The following is a 16325-nucleotide window of genomic DNA, read 5'->3' on the forward strand; positions in this document are numbered from 1 at the left end:
GCGGCTGCGCCCGTGGGGTCAGCCTGTACCCCACAGCTCGCGCATGGCGGCGTCGAACGCCTCGCCCACCCGCTGCGGCGCCCGCCAGGGCCGCGCCCGGCCGGCCACCCACACGGATTGCCACGGCGAGCCGTTGCTGCCGAAGACGACGGCGTCCAGCAGCGCCTCGTCGGGCAGGCCGCGCAAGCCGTCGGCCTCGCGGTTCAGCACCAGCGCATCGGCCCGCGCGCCGGGCACCAGGCCCCAGAGCCCGAGGCCGGCCGCGCGGCCGCCGCCTGCCACCGCCGCGTCGAACAGCCGCGCGGCGCTGGACGGCTGCGTGCCGGGGTCAGCCGCCACATTGCGCTGACGAAGCACCAGGCGCTGGCCGTACTCCAGCCAGCGCAGCTCCTCCACCCAGCCGCGTGTGACCTGGCTGTCCGAGCCCACCGTCAGCGGCACGCCGTGATGCAGCCAGCGCGGCAGGTCCGCCAGGCCGTCGCCCAGGTTGGCCTCGGTGCCGGGGCAGATGACGATGCCGGCGCCGCTGGCCGCCACGGCCTCGATCTCGGCGGCCGTCGCATGCGTGGCATGCACGAGCTGCCAGCGCGCATCCAGCAGGCCTTCTTCCGCCAGCCACTGGATGGGGCGGCGACCCGTGGCGGCGAGGCAGTCGGCCACCTCGGCGGTCTGCTCGGCGACGTGGATGTGGATGGGCAGATCGTCGCTGCCCACCAGCTGGCGCAGCCGCGCGATGTCCGCGGGCGATGCGCCGCGCAGCGAATGCAGCGCGACACCCGCCGTCACGCGAGGCAGCCCCGCCGCCTGGATGCGCTGGCAGGCGCGCCAGGCCCAGTCGGCGTCGGCGGCGAAGCGGTGCTGGTCGGGCCTCAGTCCCTGCGCGCCAAAGCCGCTGCGCGTGTAGACGACCGGCATCAGCGTGAGGCCGATGCCCGCCTCCTCAGCGGCGGACGCCAGCGCCCAGGCCATGTCCAAGTCGTCGTCGAAAGCCTCGCCCTGGGCCGGGTGGTGCAGGTAGTGGAACTCGCAGACCTGCGTGTAGCCGCCGCGCAGCAGCTCGGCGTACAGCTGTGCCGCGACGGCGCGCAACTGCTGCGGCGAGATGCGCAGCGCCAGCGCATACATGCGGTCGCGCCAGCTCCAGAAATCGTCCTGGCCCGCCTCGCGCCGCTCGGCCAGCCCCACGAACGCACGCTGGAACGCGTGGCTGTGCGCATTGACGAGGCTGGGGATCAACGGGCCGGCCAGCAGCTCGGCGTCGGGCGGCGCGAGCTGGCCGGGCACGATGGCCGTCCAATGGCCGTTCTCCACCGTCAGCAGCACGTCGCGCTGCCAGCGGCCTTCGACCCAGGCCAGGGGGGCATGCAGCTGCTTCATGCCAGCACCGCCCGGCCGCCCGAAGGCCTTGGCGCGCGCCCTCGGGGGGCAGCGAGCGCAACGAACGTGGGGGTCGTCGCCAGCGCTGCCCGGCCGCCCGAAGGCGCTGGGACGCCCCCCCGGGGGGCAGTGAGCGAAGCGAGCGTGGGGGTCGTGTTCAGACCGGGCATGCCAGCAACCTCCCGAGCAGCGCCTCCAGCAGCGGTGAGACCTCGGCGGCGCGAGCGTCGTCCCAGGCCTGGCGCGGGTCGGCGTCTTCGTCCATGTAGCAGCGCTGGCACATCTCCAGTTGCACCGCGTGCCAGCCTTCGGCCGGGCGGCCGAAATGGCGCGTGATGTAGCCGCCCTTGAAGCGGCCGTTGACGACATGGTCATGCGCCGTGTGGCCGGCCAGCACTGCCGCCAGCGCGCTGGTGATGCCGGGCGCGCTGGAGGCGCCGTCGGCCGTGCCGAGGTTCAGCGCCGGCAGCCTGCCCTCGAACAGCCACGGCAGCTCCGAGCGGATGCTGTGGCCCTCGAAGATCAGCGCGCGGCCGTGCACGGCACGCAGGCGCGTCATCTCGGCGGCCAGGGCCTCGTGGTACGGCCGCCAGTAGGCCTCGCGGCGAGCGGCGATGGCGGCGGCATCGGGCTCGTGGCCGTCGCGGTACAGCGGCTCGTTGGTGAAGAAGCGCGTCGGCACCAGGCCCGTGCCGCCGGACGCGCCGGGGTACAGCGGCGCGTCGTCGGGCGGGCGGTTCAGGTCGATGACATAACGGCTGTAGCGCGGCACGATGAGGCTGGCGCCCAGCGTCTCGGCGAGGGGCCGGTACAGCCGCTCCAGGTGCCAGTCGGTGTCTTCGCTGGCCAGCGCGCGCGGCACGAAGTGGTCTTGCAGCTCGGGCGGGATCTCGGTGCCGACATGCGGCAGGCTGATCAGCAGCGGCACGCGGCCCTGCTGCAGGCTGAATACGCTCATGACTCTCCCTGGTGGATGCGCTGTTGCAACGGGTTGTGCCCGAAGCATGCTGCCAGCTCGCGTGGATGGCTGGTATCCCAGATGCAGAAGTCGGCGCGCTGGCCGGCCACGAGCTGGCCGCGGTCCGACAGGCCCAGCGCGCGGGCGCCGTTGACGGTCAGGCCGCGCAGCGCCTCCTCGGGCGTCAGGCGGAACAGCACGCAGGCCATGTTCAGCATCAGCAGCGGCGACAGCGTGGGCGAGCTGCCGGGGTTGTGGTCGGTCGCAATGGCGATGGGCACGCCGGCCTCGCGCAGCGCGGCAACAGGCGGCAGCTGCGTCTCGCGCAACGCGTAGTAGGCGCCGGGCAGCAGCACGGCCACGGTGCCGGCCTCGGCCATGGCCTGCACGCCGGCCGGGCTCAGGAATTCGAGATGGTCGCAAGACAGCGCGCGGTACGAAGCAGCCAGCCCGGCACCGCCCTGGTCACTGAGCTGCTCGGCGTGCAGCTTCACGGGCAGGCCCAGGCGCCGGGCGGTGTCGAACACGCGGGCGACCTGCGCCGGGCTGAAGGCGATGTGCTCGCAGAAGGCATCCACCGCGTCGACCAGACCCGCCTCGGCCAGCTCGGGCAGCCAGCGGCAGACGGCGGCGATGTAGTCGTCGGCATCGGGGCACTCGGGCGGCAGCGCGTGCGCCGCCAGGTACGTCGTGCGCACGGTCACGCCCAGGCCCGTGAGGCGGCGCGCGACGCGCAACATGCGCGCCTCGGTGGCGGCGTCCAGCCCGTAGCCGCTCTTGACCTCCAGCGTCGTCACGCCCTCGGCGATCAGGGCTCGGGCGCGCTTCGTCGCGGTGGCGAGCAGCTCGGCCTCGGTCGCGACGCGCGTGGCGGCGACGGTGGCGCGAATGCCGCCGCCGGCCTTGGCGATGTCGGCGTAGCTGGCACCGTGCAGGCGCTGCTCGAACTCAAGGGCCCGGCTGCCGCCGTAGACGAGGTGGGTGTGACAGTCCACCAGGCCCGGCGTGACGAGGGCGCCACCGAGGTCGATGACTTCGGCCTCCGCCGCTTCGGGCGGCAGTTCGGCGGCCGGGCCGACCCAGCGCAGCCGGTCGCCGTCCACCAGCAGCGCGCCGTCGTCGATGAGGCCCCAGCCCCGCTCGCCGGCCAACGTGGCGAGCCGCGCACCGCGCCAGAGCTTCATGCCGTCAGCCTTCCTCGCGCCAGGTCAGCCACCAGGCATGGCCCTCGCCGGTGAAGACGCAGCTCTGCGCCACCGGCTGCTCGCACCAGGCCAGCGTCATCGGCGCCATGGGCATGGCGCGGTGGCCGTGCTCCAGCAGGCCGCCCTTGACCGTGAACAGCCCCACCCACGGGGCCGTGGGCAACAGCACGCCGGTCGCGGCCTGCATCTCCAGGTTGCCGCGCCGCTCCATCACGTTGAGGACCTGGCACTCGCCCTTGACCAGCTCCGCGGCCGGCGCCAGCCCACCCTCGAAGCGCAGCGGCTCGTCACCCACCGTCTGCGGCCAGTCGAACAGGCGCAACCCGGCGCCCTCCAGGACGGCCAGCCAGCGGTGCACGCCGGGAAAGGCCGAAAACGGCCCGTCCTGCTGCACGCGCGCGACGCTGATGCGCAGCGCCCAGTCGTGCGCGTGGGGCCAGGCGAGCAACTCGCGCGTGGTGCCGCCGCCGTTCTTCCAGGCCTGCGGCTCGACGTCGACGGCACTGATCCTGCTCCAGCTCATGGGTCTACCCTCATGCTCGCCCGACTCCGCGGGGCGCGGCGCATTGTCGGCAGCTCGGGGCAGGCCGTGCTCATGCCGAGAAGCTCCCTTGCAATTGGTAACGAGTGCCCGGGTGCGTCAGCTTCACGCTGGTGACGGCCACGCCGCGGCTGTAGGTGATGCGCTTGACGATCAGGCAGGGGTCGCGCCGGTTGATGCCCAGCAGCTTGGCCTCGACCTCACCGGGCAGCGCCGCCTCGATCATGTAGCGCGCCTCGGACAGCGGTGCCACCTCCAGCAGGTAGTGCGTGGGGGTGATGTGGGTGAAGTCCTGCGCCAGGTAGTCCGGCGCGCAGACCGGGTTGACGGCGCGCTCCTCGCACTGGATGGCATGGCCGTTCTCCAGGTGCACGATGAGGCTCAGGAACACGGGCGCGCCGCGCTTCAGGCCCAGCTCGGCCGCCTGCTGCGGCGAGGCCTTGCCCTTGAGCAGCGCATGCACGCGCGCCTCGTGCTGGCCGCCACGCTCGATGATCTCCTCGTGCACGTCGCGCACGTTCAGCGTGGACGAGATGCGGTGCAGCTGCGCGACGAAGCTGCCCACGCCCTGCACGCGCTCGATCAGCCCTTCCTGCACCAGCTCGCGCAGCGCGCGGTTCACCGTCATGCGGCTGACGCCGAACAGGCCCACCAGTGCGCCCTCGCTGGGCAGCAGGTCGCCGGCCACCCAGTGGCTGCTGGCGATGCCTTCGCGCAGATGGTTCTTGACCTTGAGGTACTGCGGCTCGGGGCTGGTGGCTGATCGCGGCATGGCCGGCATCCTAGTTGACTTGACTTGTATAGACAACTAGAGTTCGCGGCGATTGCCAGGAGACCCCATGACCGCCCTTCCCCGCCCCGTCAAGTCGCCCACCGGCACCCAGCTGCACTGCAAGAGCTGGCAGACCGAGGCCGCGTACCGCATGCTGCAGAACAACCTGGACCCGGCCGTGGCCGAGAACCCGGACGCGCTGGTCGTCTACGGCGGCATCGGCAAGGCCGCGCGCAACTGGGACGCGTTCGACGCCATCTGCCGGTCGCTGCGCGAACTGAACGACGACGAGACGCTGCTCATCCAGTCGGGCAAGCCGGTGGGCGTGTTCAAGACCCACCCGGATGCGCCGCGCGTGCTGCTGGCCAACTCCAACCTCGTGCCGGCCTGGGCCACGTGGGAGCATTTCCACGAGCTGGACCGCAAGGGCCTGATGATGTACGGCCAGATGACGGCCGGCAGCTGGATCTACATCGGCAGCCAGGGCATCGTGCAGGGCACCTACGAGACGTTTGTGGAGGCGGGGCGGCAGCACTACGGCGGCTCGCTCAAGGGCCGCTGGATCCTGACGGCCGGCCTGGGCGGCATGGGCGGCGCGCAGCCGCTGGCGGCGACGTTCGCGGGCGCCTGCTCATTGAACATCGAATGCCAGCAGTCGCGCATCGACTTCCGGCTGAAGACGCGCTACGTGGACGAACAGGCCGCGGACCTGAACGACGCGCTGGCCCGCATCGCCAACTACACGGCAGCCGGCGAGGCCAGGTCCATCGCGCTGCTGGGCAATGCCGCCGACCTCCTGCCGGAACTCGTCAGGCGCGGCGTGACACCGGACCTCGTCACCGACCAGACGAGCGCCCACGACCTCATCAACGGCTACTGCCCGCCGGGCTGGACGGTCGAGCAATGGAAGGCCGCGTCCGCCGACCCGGCCCGCCATGCCGAACTGAAGGCCGCTGCCGCCGCAGGCTGCGCCACGCACGTGCGGGCGATGCTGGCCTTCAAGGCGCAAGGCATCCCGACGGTGGACTACGGGAACAACATCCGCCAGGTCGCGCTGGACCAGGGCGTGAAGAACGCCTTCGACTTCCCCGGCTTCGTGCCCGCCTACGTGCGCCCGCTGTTCTGCGAGGGCAAGGGCCCGTTCCGCTGGGTGGCGCTGTCGGGTGACCCGGAGGACATTCGCAAGACAGACGCCAAGCTGAAGCAACTCTTTCCGAAGCACGAGGCGCTGCACCGCTGGCTGGACATGGCCGCCGAGCGCATCGCCTTCCAGGGCCTGCCCGCGCGCATCTGCTGGCTGGGCCTGGGCGAGCGCCACCTCGCCGGCCTGGCCTTCAACGAGATGGTCAAGAGCGGCGAGCTGAAGGCGCCCATCGTCATCGGCCGCGACCACCTGGACAGCGGCTCGGTCGCCAGCCCCAACCGCGAGACCGAGGGCATGCAGGACGGCTCGGACGCCGTGTCCGACTGGCCGCTGCTGAACGCGCTGTTGAACACCGCCGGCGGCGCGACGTGGGTGAGCCTGCACCACGGCGGCGGCGTGGGCATGGGCTACTCGCAACACTCGGGTGTCGTCATCGTGTGCGACGGCACCGAGGCTGCCGCCAAGCGCCTCTCGCGCGTGCTGTGGAACGACCCGGCCACCGGCGTCATGCGCCACGCCGATGCCGGCTATGAATCGGCCATCGCCTGCGCCCAGAAGAACGAACTGAACCTGCCTTCCCTGTGAAGTCATCTATGAAACTCATCCCCGGACAACTCACCCTCGCCCAGCTCGCCGACATCGCTGCCGGCAGCGGCGATCTGCAACTCGACGACTGGGCGCCGGTCGACAAGAGCGCCGCGCTCGTGGCCGCAGCGGCTGCTGGCGACGCGCCGGTCTATGGCGTCAACACCGGCTTCGGCAAGCTCGCCAGCACCCGCATCGCCAAGGACCAGCTGGCCGCGCTGCAGCTCAACCTGATCCGCAGCCACGCGGTGGGCGTGGGCGCGCCGATGTCGCCCGAGGTCGTGCGGCTGATGCTGGCGACGAAGGCGGGCAGCCTGGCGCGCGGCTTCTCGGGTGTGCGCCGGGACGTGGTGCAGTCACTGCTGGACGCGTTCAATGCCGGCTTCGTGCCCTACGTGCCCTGCCAGGGCTCGGTGGGCGCCAGTGGCGACCTGGCACCGCTGGCCCACCTGACGCTGGCGCTGATGGGCGAAGGCGAGGCCTTGGTCGATGGCCAGCGCATGCCGGCCCGTGATGAACTGGCGCGGTTGAACCTGCAGCCGCTGACGCTGGCCGCCAAGGAAGGCCTGGCGCTCATCAACGGCACGCAGGCCAGCACGGCGCTGGCGCTGCACGCGCTGCTGCGCTTCGAGGGCCTGTTCGCGACGGCGCTGGCCAGCGGCGCGATGACGCTGGACGCCGCGCGCGGCAGCGACGGCCCGTTCGACGCCCGCATCCATGCCGTGCGCGGCCAGCTGGGGCAGATCGAGGTCGCCGACATCTACCGCGGGTTGCTCGCCGGCAGCGCCATCCGCGCGTCGCACCGCGAAGGCGACGAGCGCGTGCAGGACCCGTACTGCCTGCGCTGCCAGCCGCAGGTCATGGGCGCCTGCCTGGACCAGGCGCGGCACGCGGCCCAGGTGCTGGTGCGCGAGGCCAACGCGGTGACGGACAACCCGCTGGTCTTCGACGACACCATGGTTTCGGGCGGCAACTTCCACGCCGAGCCGGTGGCCTTCGCGGCCGACAACCTGGCGCTGGCGATTGCCGAGGTCGGCGCCATCGCCGAGCGCCGCATCGCCATGCTGATCGACCCGGGCATCTCGCGGCTGCCGCCGTTCCTGACGGCCGACGCCGGCCTGCACAGCGGCTTCATGATCGCCCACGTGACCGCCGCCGCCTTGGCCAGCGAGAACAAGAGCCTGGCCCACCCGGCCAGCGTGGACAGCCTGCCGACCAGCGCCAACCAGGAAGACCATGTGTCCATGGCCACCTTCGCCGCGCGCCGCCTGCACGCGATGCTGGACAACACGGCCCACATCGTCGCCATCGAGATGCTGGCGGCGGCGCAGGGCATCGACTTCCTGCGCCCGCTGACCAGCTCGGCGCCGGTCGAAGCGCTGTATGCGCGGCTGCGCCAGGACTGCGCGAGCAGCCCGGCGGACCACTATCTCGCGCCGGACATCGAACGCGCGGCCACGCTGGTGCAGGACGGCCTGCTGAAGGCACCGCACGCGCCGCTGTTCGCCTGACGGCCGGCGGGCCGGACGCAGGCCCGGCCCCCGCCCCGTGTCCTCAGTACCGACCCGCGGCGCCCGCGATGCGCAGGAAGACGTAGGCCACCCACGCCACGGCCGCGCGGTGGACCATGGCGCGCAGGCCGGTGCCGCCGCGTGCGCCGACACGCGTCGACACGGCCAGCGCCGTCTCGATCTGCGCGTCCAGCTGTCGCGTGAAGTCGCCGTCATGCACGACCACGTTGGCCTCCAGGTTGACCAGCAGCGACAGCGGGTCGATGTTGGAGCTGCCGACCGTGGCCCAGCGGCCATCGACGACGGCGACCTTGGCATGCAGGAAGGCCGGCGTGTACTCGTAGATCTCCACGCCGTGGGCGATCAGCTCGGCGTACAGCGCCTCCGCCGCCCAGCCGGCCAGCCGATAGTCCACCATGCCCTGCAGCAGCAGCCGCACGCGCACGCCACGGTCCGCCGCCTGGCGCAGCGCGAGGCGGATGCGCTGGCCGGGGTAGAAGTAGGGGCAGACGACGTCCACCCGCGAGGACGCGCCGCGGATGGCGTCCACGTAGGCGTGCTCGATGGTGCGGCGGCGGCGCAGGTTGTCGCGCATGACGAAGGCCGCGCTGACCGGCGGCAGCGGCGGCGTGGCCTTGGGCAGCCGCTGCGGGCCACGCCAGATCTGCGTCAGCCAGCGGCGCAGGCGCCGGCGCCAGGGGATGTAGTCGATCAGCGCGTCGTCGAAGTCCCGCCCCAGCCAGGCCCGCGACCAGATGGAGCGCAGGCCCTGCGCGACGGCATCGACCAGCGGCCCGCGCAGTTGCACGGCGAAGTCCAGCCGCGGCTGCTCGGTGACGCCGTGGTGAATGTCCAGCCGGTCGTCGATGATGTTGATGCCGCCCACGAAGGCCGTCTGGCCGTCGACGACGCACAGCTTCTGGTGCAGGCGGCGCAGCTGGCTGGGCTGCAGCCAGTGCCACCAGCGGTCGATGGGCCGGAACACGGCGAGCGCCACGCCGCTGCCCGCCAGGCGATGCCGAAGCACGTCCAGGCTGCCCTTGCTGCCGAAGCCGTCGACGACGACGCGAACGCGCACGCCGCGGCGGTCGGCAGCCACCAGCGCATCGGCCAGCCTCAACGAGGCGGTGTCGTGATGAAAGATGTAGGTGGCCAGCCAGACCTCGCTGCCGGCGCGGTGGATGGCGTCCAGCATGTGCGGGAAGAGCTCGTCGCCGCCGCGCAGCAGCGCCAGCTCGTTGCCGCCGACGAAGCCGGGGTCGGTGCCAAAGACACCCCGGCCTCGCCAGCGCCGCGAGCGCAGGCGCCTCATTCCAGCGCCAGCTCCACCAGCAGCGGCAGGTGGTCGGACATGCGCGCCCAGCTCGGGCCGCGCGGCACCTGCACGCCGGTGCATGTCAGGCCGCGCAGGTAGACGCGGTCCAGCGCGAACACCGGCAGCCGCGACGGGAAGGTGGCGGCGCGTGCACGGCCTTGCGGCGAGGCGGCGCGGCGCAGCCCGTGGGCACGCATGGCCGGGTCCAGCCGCTCGCCCCAGTCGTTGAAGTCGCCCGCCACCAGCACCGGCGCGCCTTCGGGCACGTGGTCGCGCACGAAGACGGCGAGGCGCTCGACCTGGCGCACGCGGCTGGCATGGATCAGGCCGAAGTGGGCCACGACGACATGCACCTCGGTGCCCTGCCACAGCACGGGCACGTGCAGCAGGCCGCGTTGTTCGAAGGAATGGTCGGACACGTCGTGATGGCCGATGTCGCCAATGGGCCAGCGCGACAGCAGCGCGTTGCCATGCTCGCCGAACTTGGTGACGGCGTTCGTGCGGTAGGCCACCTCATACCCCTCGGGCGCCAGGAACTCGGCCTGGCTTTTCTCGGGCCAGCCGAACGACGTCTGGTCGAAAAAGGTCGCCTCGCGGTGGTGGAACAGCCGCACCTCCTGCATGCAGACCACATCGGCGTCCAGCGCCTCCACGCCCATCTGCAGGTTGTGGATCTCCAGCCGGCGCGCGGGGCCGAGGCCGCGCACGCCCTTGTGGATGTTGTAGGTCGCGACGCGGAACACGTCGCCGGGCGGATGGGGCGTGGGGCGGGCGGAGGATCTCATCGCATTCATGGCGTCGTCGCGGCGCTGCCGAAGCGGCGCAGTTGCAGCACCGCCTCGGCATTGGACGGCGAGAAGCAGCGGTCAGCCGCTTCCCGCCAGGGCAACCAGAGCCACGATAGATGCTCCCGCGGCGACAGCCGGGGCGTCAACGCCTCGGGGAGCTGTAGGCCGAAGACGTGTTCCGTGTTGCGCGTCACGCCCGGCGCATAGCGATGCCGCCACTGCGGATAGATCTCGTAGACGTTCGCGAGCTGCCAGTCGCGCAGTTCGCCGCCCACGGCGTCGATGTCGAAACCCGTCTCCTCCAGCACCTCGCGCCGCGCGGTCTCGGCGGGCGCCTCCTGCGGCGTGTCCTTGGAGCCCGTGACGCTCTGCCAGAAGCCGGGGTGGTCGGCCCGCTCGATCAGCAGCACCTGCAGATCGGGCGTGTGGATGACGACCAGCACGGACTCGGGAATCTTGAAACGCGTCGACAACGGCATCAGCAAAGCATAGCGGCCCCGCCCTGCCCCTGGCCCCCGGAGGACGCGCCTGCCCGCGGCGACCGTGGCTTGCGCGAATGCGACCAAAACTTTCAGCGCTTGGCCGTGCCCCTGGTTTGCATGGGTGCGGCCGCGCAGGCCGCCGACCACCATGCGACCCGTCGTCATTGCCCGAACTCCAAGAAAGGTGGCTCCCACATGAAATTCCTCCGTGATTTCTGCAGGCCCCGTGACCCTGCCGCGCTCATGCTCGCGGGCTGTCTGTTCGCCGCCCAGGCAGGCGCACAGCCCATCCTGGCCCAGCAGTGGGACTTCAACGACCCCGCCGGTACCGCGCTCACGGCCGTCGCCAACGGCGTGCCCCTGGGCTCGCAATGGACGGCCGGCATCGCCAACACGGCCACCACCGGCAGCGGCGCGCTGCGTATCGGCTACAACAGCACCAGCGTGGCGTCCAGCTATGCGCCGCTGAACATCGCCGAGGGCGGCGTCTACGCGGCCACCATCGTCTTCCAGGGTTGGGACATCAGGAACGGCGCCGCGAGCGGCTCGACCCGGCCGATCCTGAATTTCGGCTTCCGCAGCGCGGCCTCCACGTCCAGCTCGCTGGTGGCCGATGTGCAGTTCACCGCCACCACCACCGGTGTGACGCTGCTCGCGCGTGACGCCCAGACCGACTTCACCGCCAATGCGGTCAGCCTGCCGCTGGCGCTGCCCGGGCCGCTGACCGTCACGCTCAAGCTGGACAAGACCGCCAGCCCCGCCACCTACACCGTGAGCTATGCCGTGGCGGGCGGCGTCAGCGGCACCGTCACCGGCCCGCTGGGCGCCACGGCCGTGTCGCGCACCGTCTCGCATGTCAACCTGGCGGCCAGCGGCAACTTCCCCGGCACCAACAACGTCGCGCCGCTGGTCGACAGCATCTCGGTGGCCTATGGCGAACTGCCCGTGACGATCCTGCCGCCGGCCAACGGCCGCCCCGGCAAACCGTCCAACCTCGTCACCTTCCTGAGCGGCAACCCGGTGCAGGCCAACAAGGCGCCCGTGGGCGGCCCGGCCCTGCTGCTGATGGGCGGCGGCGCCGAGGTCGACGCGGCCTTCACCGCGCGGGCCTACCCCATCGTCAACGGCGGCGACATCGTGGTGCTGCGCGCGGCCGGCGGCAATGGCTACCAGAGCTATCTGTACAGCGATCTGGTAGCCCAGTTGCCGCCCGAGCTGCAGGCCGGCCTGCAGCCCAACTCGGTCGAGACGCTGATCGTCGACAGCCGCGCCAAGGCCAACAGCGACTACGTGGCCGACGCGGTCGCCAAGGCCAACCTGGTCTGGATGGCCGGCGGCGACCAGTCCCAGTACCTCGACTTCTGGCGGGGTACCGCGCTGGCGCAGGCGGTGCGTTCGGCCTACAAGCGCGGCGCCGTCGTCGGCGGCACCTCCGCCGGCATGGTGGTGACCGGTGAATGGATGTACGACCCGGGCGCCAACCTGGCAGTCACCAGCGCCGAGGCCGTGGCCAACCCCTACCGCGCCAGCGTCGTCCTGAACAACACCGACCTGTTCGGCCTCGCCCAGGGCTTCAACCTCATCCCCGAGCCCCACTTCGCCAACCGCGACCGCATGGGCCGGCTGCTGACCTTCATGGCGCGCCTGCGCCAGGACGCGCGCAGCTCGCTGATCTTCGGCGTCGGGCTGGACGAAGGCACGTCGCTCTTCATCAACGCCAACAACGTCGGCAGCTTCCAGCGCCAGACCGGCACCACCGGCAGCGGCTACATCCTGGCCGAGGACCGGCGCGCCACGCAGCGCGTGCAGGTCAGCCCGGGCCTGCCGCTGGTCTACCGCAAGGTGCAGCGCGTGAAGCTGGCCCCGGGAGGCAGCTATGACTTCGCCCGTGGCCTGGCCACCCAGCCCGGCAGCGTCATCGACGTCGAAGGCGTCGTGCCCGCCAACCCCTACTGATCCGACCTGCCGAGGACGAACACCATGAGCAAGAACCTCAACCTGATTGCTGCGCGCGCCGCGGGCGCCGCGCTGCTGGCCCTGGCGCTCAGCGGCGCCGCCGCGGCCCAGACCACGATCGCCGACTGGACCTTCTCCGAGGCCGCCGCCACCGCGCTGAACACCACCGCCAACAGCGGCAGCGGCGTGGACGGCGCGGGCGGCCGCTGGGACGTGGCGATCAGCGGCCTGGCCACCGACGGTGCCGGCCTGCTGGACATCCGCAACGCCGGCCTGGGCGGCAGCGGTACGCGCAGCGCCTATGCCGATTTCGGACCCTACCCGGGCGGCACCGTGAGCACCGGCGTGCTCAGCCTGTACACGACGTTCGCGAGCTGGAACTTCACCGCACCGGGCAGCCACACGCCGACCTTCACGCTCGCCTTCATCGAGGGCAACGACTTCAGCACCGCCGAGTTCAGCTTCGGCGTGAGCGGCTCGGGTCTGAGCCTCGGCGCCGGCGTGGACCCCTATGGAGACGGCACCGCCCTGGCGGGCGGCGCCAGCTTCGGCCTGCTCAGCAGCGGCCCGCTGACGGTGCGCCTGGACGTCAACCTGCAAAGCCTGAGCTACGGCCTGTTCTACGACGCGGGCGCCGGCTTCCAGGGCCTGGGCTACGCCGCGGTGGATTCGCTGACCGCGGGCGTGAACTCGCTGCGCCTGTCGGTCAGCGGCGACTACACGCTGGGCGGCCGGACCGACACCGGCCTGCAGATCGACCGCATCTGGGTCACGGCGGCGCCGGTCGCTGCCGTGCCCGAGCCGGCCAGCGCTGCCCTGCTGCTGGGAGGCCTGGGCCTGGCCGCCTGGCTGCGCCGCCGCGCCGCCCGCTGAGCCCCGGCATCTGCCCTAGCCGCCCTGCCCGCGCCGGGTCGCCACCCGAGGCGGCAGGTCGCGGGCCTGCAGTTCGCGCACCTGGGCGACGAGCTGGTTGTGCGCGTCGAGAAACGCCGCCGCGATGACCTTGCCCTCGTTGGAGTTGCTCCATCCCGCGCCGGCCGCGCCGCCCAGCTTGCCGATCAGCGCACCGCTCACGCCCAGGTCGGCCACCTCGACGGAACCGGTGGCCGCGGCGACCTGCTCGGTCGTCTCGTTGTCGGTCAGCAGCAGCGCGGCCTGCGCCTGCTTGAGCTTGACCTGCTCGGCTGCGCCGACGAGCTTGTTCAGGTAGGGAATGGCCTGCAGGATGCCGCCGATCTGGCGGCCGGCGTCACGCTCGCTGAAGGTCAGGCTGGGCGTCAGGCTGAACTGGGCTTCGTAGCCGCGGCCCTTGTGCACCGTGTTGCCTTGCTGGCGCAGGATGCCGGCGTCCTTGAGCTCCTGCTCGCGGAGGGTGGCCTTGAGACCTGCCGCGCGGTCCACGACGCGAAAGCACCCGCTCTGCTGCGCCATCAGCCGCACCAGCGGCACCGGGCTGGACGGCAGCTGATAGCTGCTGGCATAGGCGTAGCCGTTGGGATTCTCGACCAGCGCCAGCGTCGCGACCGGGGCGTCGCATTTGACGAGCTCGCGGCTGGCGTTGTGTGCGCCGGAGGGGCCGGCCGAGCCGCTGACGACCGAACCGCCCTCGCCCAGCGAGGTGGAAGACTTGCCGCAGCCGGCGAGCAGTAGACAGGAGATGGCGGCAGACAGTGCAGCAACGGCGCGGAATTTCATTCGGGACACCTCAACGACAGGAGCCGCAGTCTCGCCCGGCTGCGCTGCGGCGATGCCCTAGGAATCGGGGACAGCCAACGCCGCAACGGACGTAAAAAAGCCCCGCCGAAACGGGGCCGGTTCGCCAAAGGCAATGCCGCTTACTGTGCTGCAACGGCGGCGTTGCGCAGCCGGATGTGCAGCTCGCGCAGTTGCTTCTCGTCGACCAGCGACGGCGCGCCGGTCAGCAGGCACTGGGCGCGCTGGGTCTTGGGGAAGGCGATCACGTCGCGGATGGAGTCGGCCTTGGTCATCATCGTGACGATGCGGTCCAGGCCGAAGGCCAGCCCGCCGTGCGGGGGCGCGCCGTATTGCAGCGCATCCAGCAGGAAGCCGAACTTGATGCGCTGGTCTTCCGCACTGATGTTCAGTGCCTCGAAGACCTTGGCCTGCACCTCGGCGCGGTGGATACGCACCGAGCCACCGCCCAGCTCCCAGCCGTTGAGCACCATGTCGTAGGCCTTGGCGATGCACTTGCCCGGGTCCGACGTCATCAGGTCCTCGTGGCCATCCTTCGGTGCCGTGAACGGGTGGTGCACGGCCGCCCAGCGGTTGTTCTCCTCGTCGTGCTCGAACATCGGGAAGTCCACCACCCACAGCGGTGCCCAGACGTCGTCGAACAGGCCGTTGGCCTTGCCGAACTCGCTGTGGCCCACCTTCAGGCGCAGTGCGCCGATGGCGTCGTTGACGACCTTGGCCTTGTCCGCGCCGAAGAACAGCAGGTCGCCGTCCTGCGCGCCGGTGCGCTTGAGGATCTCGGCCACCGCCTCGTCGTGCAGGTTCTTGACGATGGGCGACTGCAGGCCCTCGCGGCCCTTGGCCACTTCGTTGACCTTGACCCAGGCCAGACCCTTGGCGCCGTAGATCTTGACGAACTCGGTGTAGGCGTCGATCTCGCCACGGCTCATGGATGCGCCCTTGGGCACGCGCAGCGCGACGACGCGCCCGCCCGGCGTGGTGGCCGGGCCGGAGAAGACCTTGAAGTCCACCGTGGTCATCGCGTCAGTCAGCTCGGTGAATTCGAGCTTGACGCGCAGGTCCGGCTTGTCGGAGCCGAAGCGGTGCATGGCCTCGGCGTACTTCATCGTCGGGTAGTCGCCCAGCTCGACGTTCAGCGCCTTGCGGAACACGTGGCGGATCATGCCCTCGAACATCGAGCGGATCTCTTCCTCGGTCAGGAACGAGGTCTCGATATCGATCTGCGTGAATTCGGGCTGGCGGTCGGCGCGCAGGTCCTCGTCACGGAAGCACTTGGTGATCTGGTAGTAACGGTCGAAGCCCGACACCATCAGCAGCTGCTTGAACAGCTGCGGCGACTGCGGCAGCGCGAAGAAATGGCCGTCGTGCACGCGGCTGGGCACCAGGTAGTCGCGCGCGCCTTCGGGCGTGCTCTTGGTGAGCATGGGCGTCTCGATGTCCACGAAGCCGTGCTCGTCCAGGAACTTGCGCACTTCCATCGCCACGCGGTAGCGCAGCATCAGGTTGTTCTGCATGTAGGGGCGGCGCAGGTCCAGCACGCGGTGGGTCAGGCGCGTGGTTTCGCTGAGGTTCTCCTCATCGATCTGGAACGGGATGGGCACCGACGGGTTCAGCACCTCGATCTCGTGGCACAGCACCTCGATCTTGCCGCTGACGAGGTTGGCGTTCTCGGTGCCGGCCGGGCGCGCGCGCACCTTGCCGACGATCTTGAGGCAGTATTCGCTGCGCACGTCCTCGGCGATCTTGAAGCTGTCGGCGCGGTCGGGATCGCAGACGATCTGCACGAGGCCTTCACGGTCGCGCAGGTCGATGAAGATGACGCCACCGTGGTCGCGGCGGCGGTGGGCCCAGCCCATCAGGGTCACGGTCTGGTCGAGCAGCTTTTCGCTGACTTGGCCGGCATAGCAGGTACGCATGAGGTTTCTCCGGAATCTTTGCTTGAGTGTTGGGGGCGCTGATGAGCTCGCTCGGCTCTCAG

14 protein-coding genes are annotated in these 16325 nt (G+C 70.9%); 4 read left to right on the plus strand and 10 right to left on the minus strand.

From position 1 onward, the window contains the following. Positions 1 to 18: 18 nt before the first annotated feature. The 5 genes from hutF to hutC form a co-directional block, all read right to left on the minus strand. Positions 19 to 1377, minus strand: a complete 1359-nt coding sequence (gene hutF / locus ACO07H_RS20060; protein WP_422017409.1) for a formimidoylglutamate deiminase — start codon at positions 1375 to 1377, stop codon at positions 19 to 21. Between the two features lie 157 nt (positions 1378 to 1534). After that, entirely contained in the window at positions 1535 to 2335 is an 801-nt protein-coding gene (gene hutG, locus ACO07H_RS20065) for an N-formylglutamate deformylase (RefSeq protein WP_422017411.1), read from the minus strand. Further along, the gene (hutI, locus tag ACO07H_RS20070; RefSeq protein WP_422017413.1) at positions 2332 to 3519 is read right to left on the minus strand and encodes an imidazolonepropionase; all 1188 of its coding nucleotides are present in this window, start codon (positions 3517 to 3519) and stop codon (positions 2332 to 2334) included. The genes hutG and hutI overlap by 4 nt, the downstream gene beginning before the upstream one ends. 4 nt (positions 3520 to 3523) lie before the next feature. Further along, positions 3524 to 4063, minus strand: coding sequence for a HutD family protein (locus tag ACO07H_RS20075; protein ID WP_422017415.1), 540 nt, complete (start codon positions 4061 to 4063; stop codon positions 3524 to 3526). A gap of 70 nt (positions 4064 to 4133) precedes the next feature. Continuing rightward, on the minus strand, positions 4134 to 4853 hold the full coding sequence (gene hutC / locus ACO07H_RS20080; RefSeq protein WP_422017417.1) for a histidine utilization repressor: 720 nt from the start codon (positions 4851 to 4853) through the stop codon (positions 4134 to 4136). 67 nt (positions 4854 to 4920) lie between these two features. Between hutC and hutU the strand changes: the two genes are divergently transcribed. Beyond that, positions 4921 to 6582, plus strand: a complete 1662-nt coding sequence (gene hutU, locus ACO07H_RS20085) for a urocanate hydratase (protein ID WP_422017419.1) — start codon at positions 4921 to 4923, stop codon at positions 6580 to 6582. 8 nt (positions 6583 to 6590) lie between these two features. Beyond that, on the plus strand, positions 6591 to 8093 hold the full coding sequence (gene hutH / locus ACO07H_RS20090) for a histidine ammonia-lyase (protein WP_422017421.1): 1503 nt from the start codon (positions 6591 to 6593) through the stop codon (positions 8091 to 8093). Between the two features lie 43 nt (positions 8094 to 8136). Here the strand turns inward: hutH and clsB are convergent, their stop codons facing one another. Genes clsB through nudB form a run of 3 tightly spaced genes read right to left on the minus strand, consistent with a single transcriptional unit; the run spans position 8137 to position 10675 of the window. Continuing rightward, positions 8137 to 9405 (minus strand): cardiolipin synthase ClsB, encoded by a 1269-nt coding sequence (gene clsB, locus ACO07H_RS20095; RefSeq protein ID WP_422017423.1) that lies wholly within the window; start codon positions 9403 to 9405, stop codon positions 8137 to 8139. Beyond that, a complete protein-coding gene (locus ACO07H_RS20100; RefSeq protein WP_422017425.1) occupies positions 9402 to 10202 on the minus strand; it encodes an endonuclease/exonuclease/phosphatase family protein in 801 nt (266 codons plus the stop codon). The genes clsB and ACO07H_RS20100 overlap by 4 nt, the downstream gene beginning before the upstream one ends. Beyond that, positions 10199 to 10675, minus strand: a complete 477-nt coding sequence (gene nudB, locus ACO07H_RS20105; RefSeq protein ID WP_422017427.1) for a dihydroneopterin triphosphate diphosphatase — start codon at positions 10673 to 10675, stop codon at positions 10199 to 10201. Before nudB ends, ACO07H_RS20100 begins: the two co-directional genes overlap by 4 nt. Positions 10676 to 10921: 246 nt before the next feature. Between nudB and ACO07H_RS20110 the strand changes: the two genes are divergently transcribed. Both ACO07H_RS20110 and ACO07H_RS20115 read left to right on the plus strand, forming a co-directional pair. Further along, the gene (locus tag ACO07H_RS20110; RefSeq protein ID WP_422017429.1) at positions 10922 to 12634 is read left to right on the plus strand and encodes a cyanophycinase; all 1713 of its coding nucleotides are present in this window, start codon (positions 10922 to 10924) and stop codon (positions 12632 to 12634) included. Positions 12635 to 12658: 24 nt separating this feature from the next. Then, positions 12659 to 13507 carry a PEP-CTERM sorting domain-containing protein gene (locus ACO07H_RS20115; protein ID WP_422017431.1) on the plus strand — a complete coding sequence of 283 codons (849 nt, stop codon included), beginning with the start codon at positions 12659 to 12661 and terminating at the stop codon, positions 13505 to 13507. A gap of 15 nt (positions 13508 to 13522) precedes the next feature. On the opposite strand, the gene ACO07H_RS20120 is transcribed toward ACO07H_RS20115, so the two are convergent. Both ACO07H_RS20120 and aspS read right to left on the minus strand, forming a co-directional pair. Next, positions 13523 to 14329, minus strand: a complete 807-nt coding sequence (locus tag ACO07H_RS20120; protein ID WP_422017433.1) for a CsgG/HfaB family protein — start codon at positions 14327 to 14329, stop codon at positions 13523 to 13525. Positions 14330 to 14469: 140 nt separating this feature from the next. After that, on the minus strand, positions 14470 to 16263 hold the full coding sequence (gene aspS / locus ACO07H_RS20125; protein WP_422017435.1) for an aspartate--tRNA ligase: 1794 nt from the start codon (positions 16261 to 16263) through the stop codon (positions 14470 to 14472). Positions 16264 to 16325 lie beyond the last annotated feature (62 nt).

The organism is Roseateles sp. (assembly GCF_965229315.1).
Taxonomy (GTDB): domain Bacteria; phylum Pseudomonadota; class Gammaproteobacteria; order Burkholderiales; family Burkholderiaceae_C; genus Pelomonas.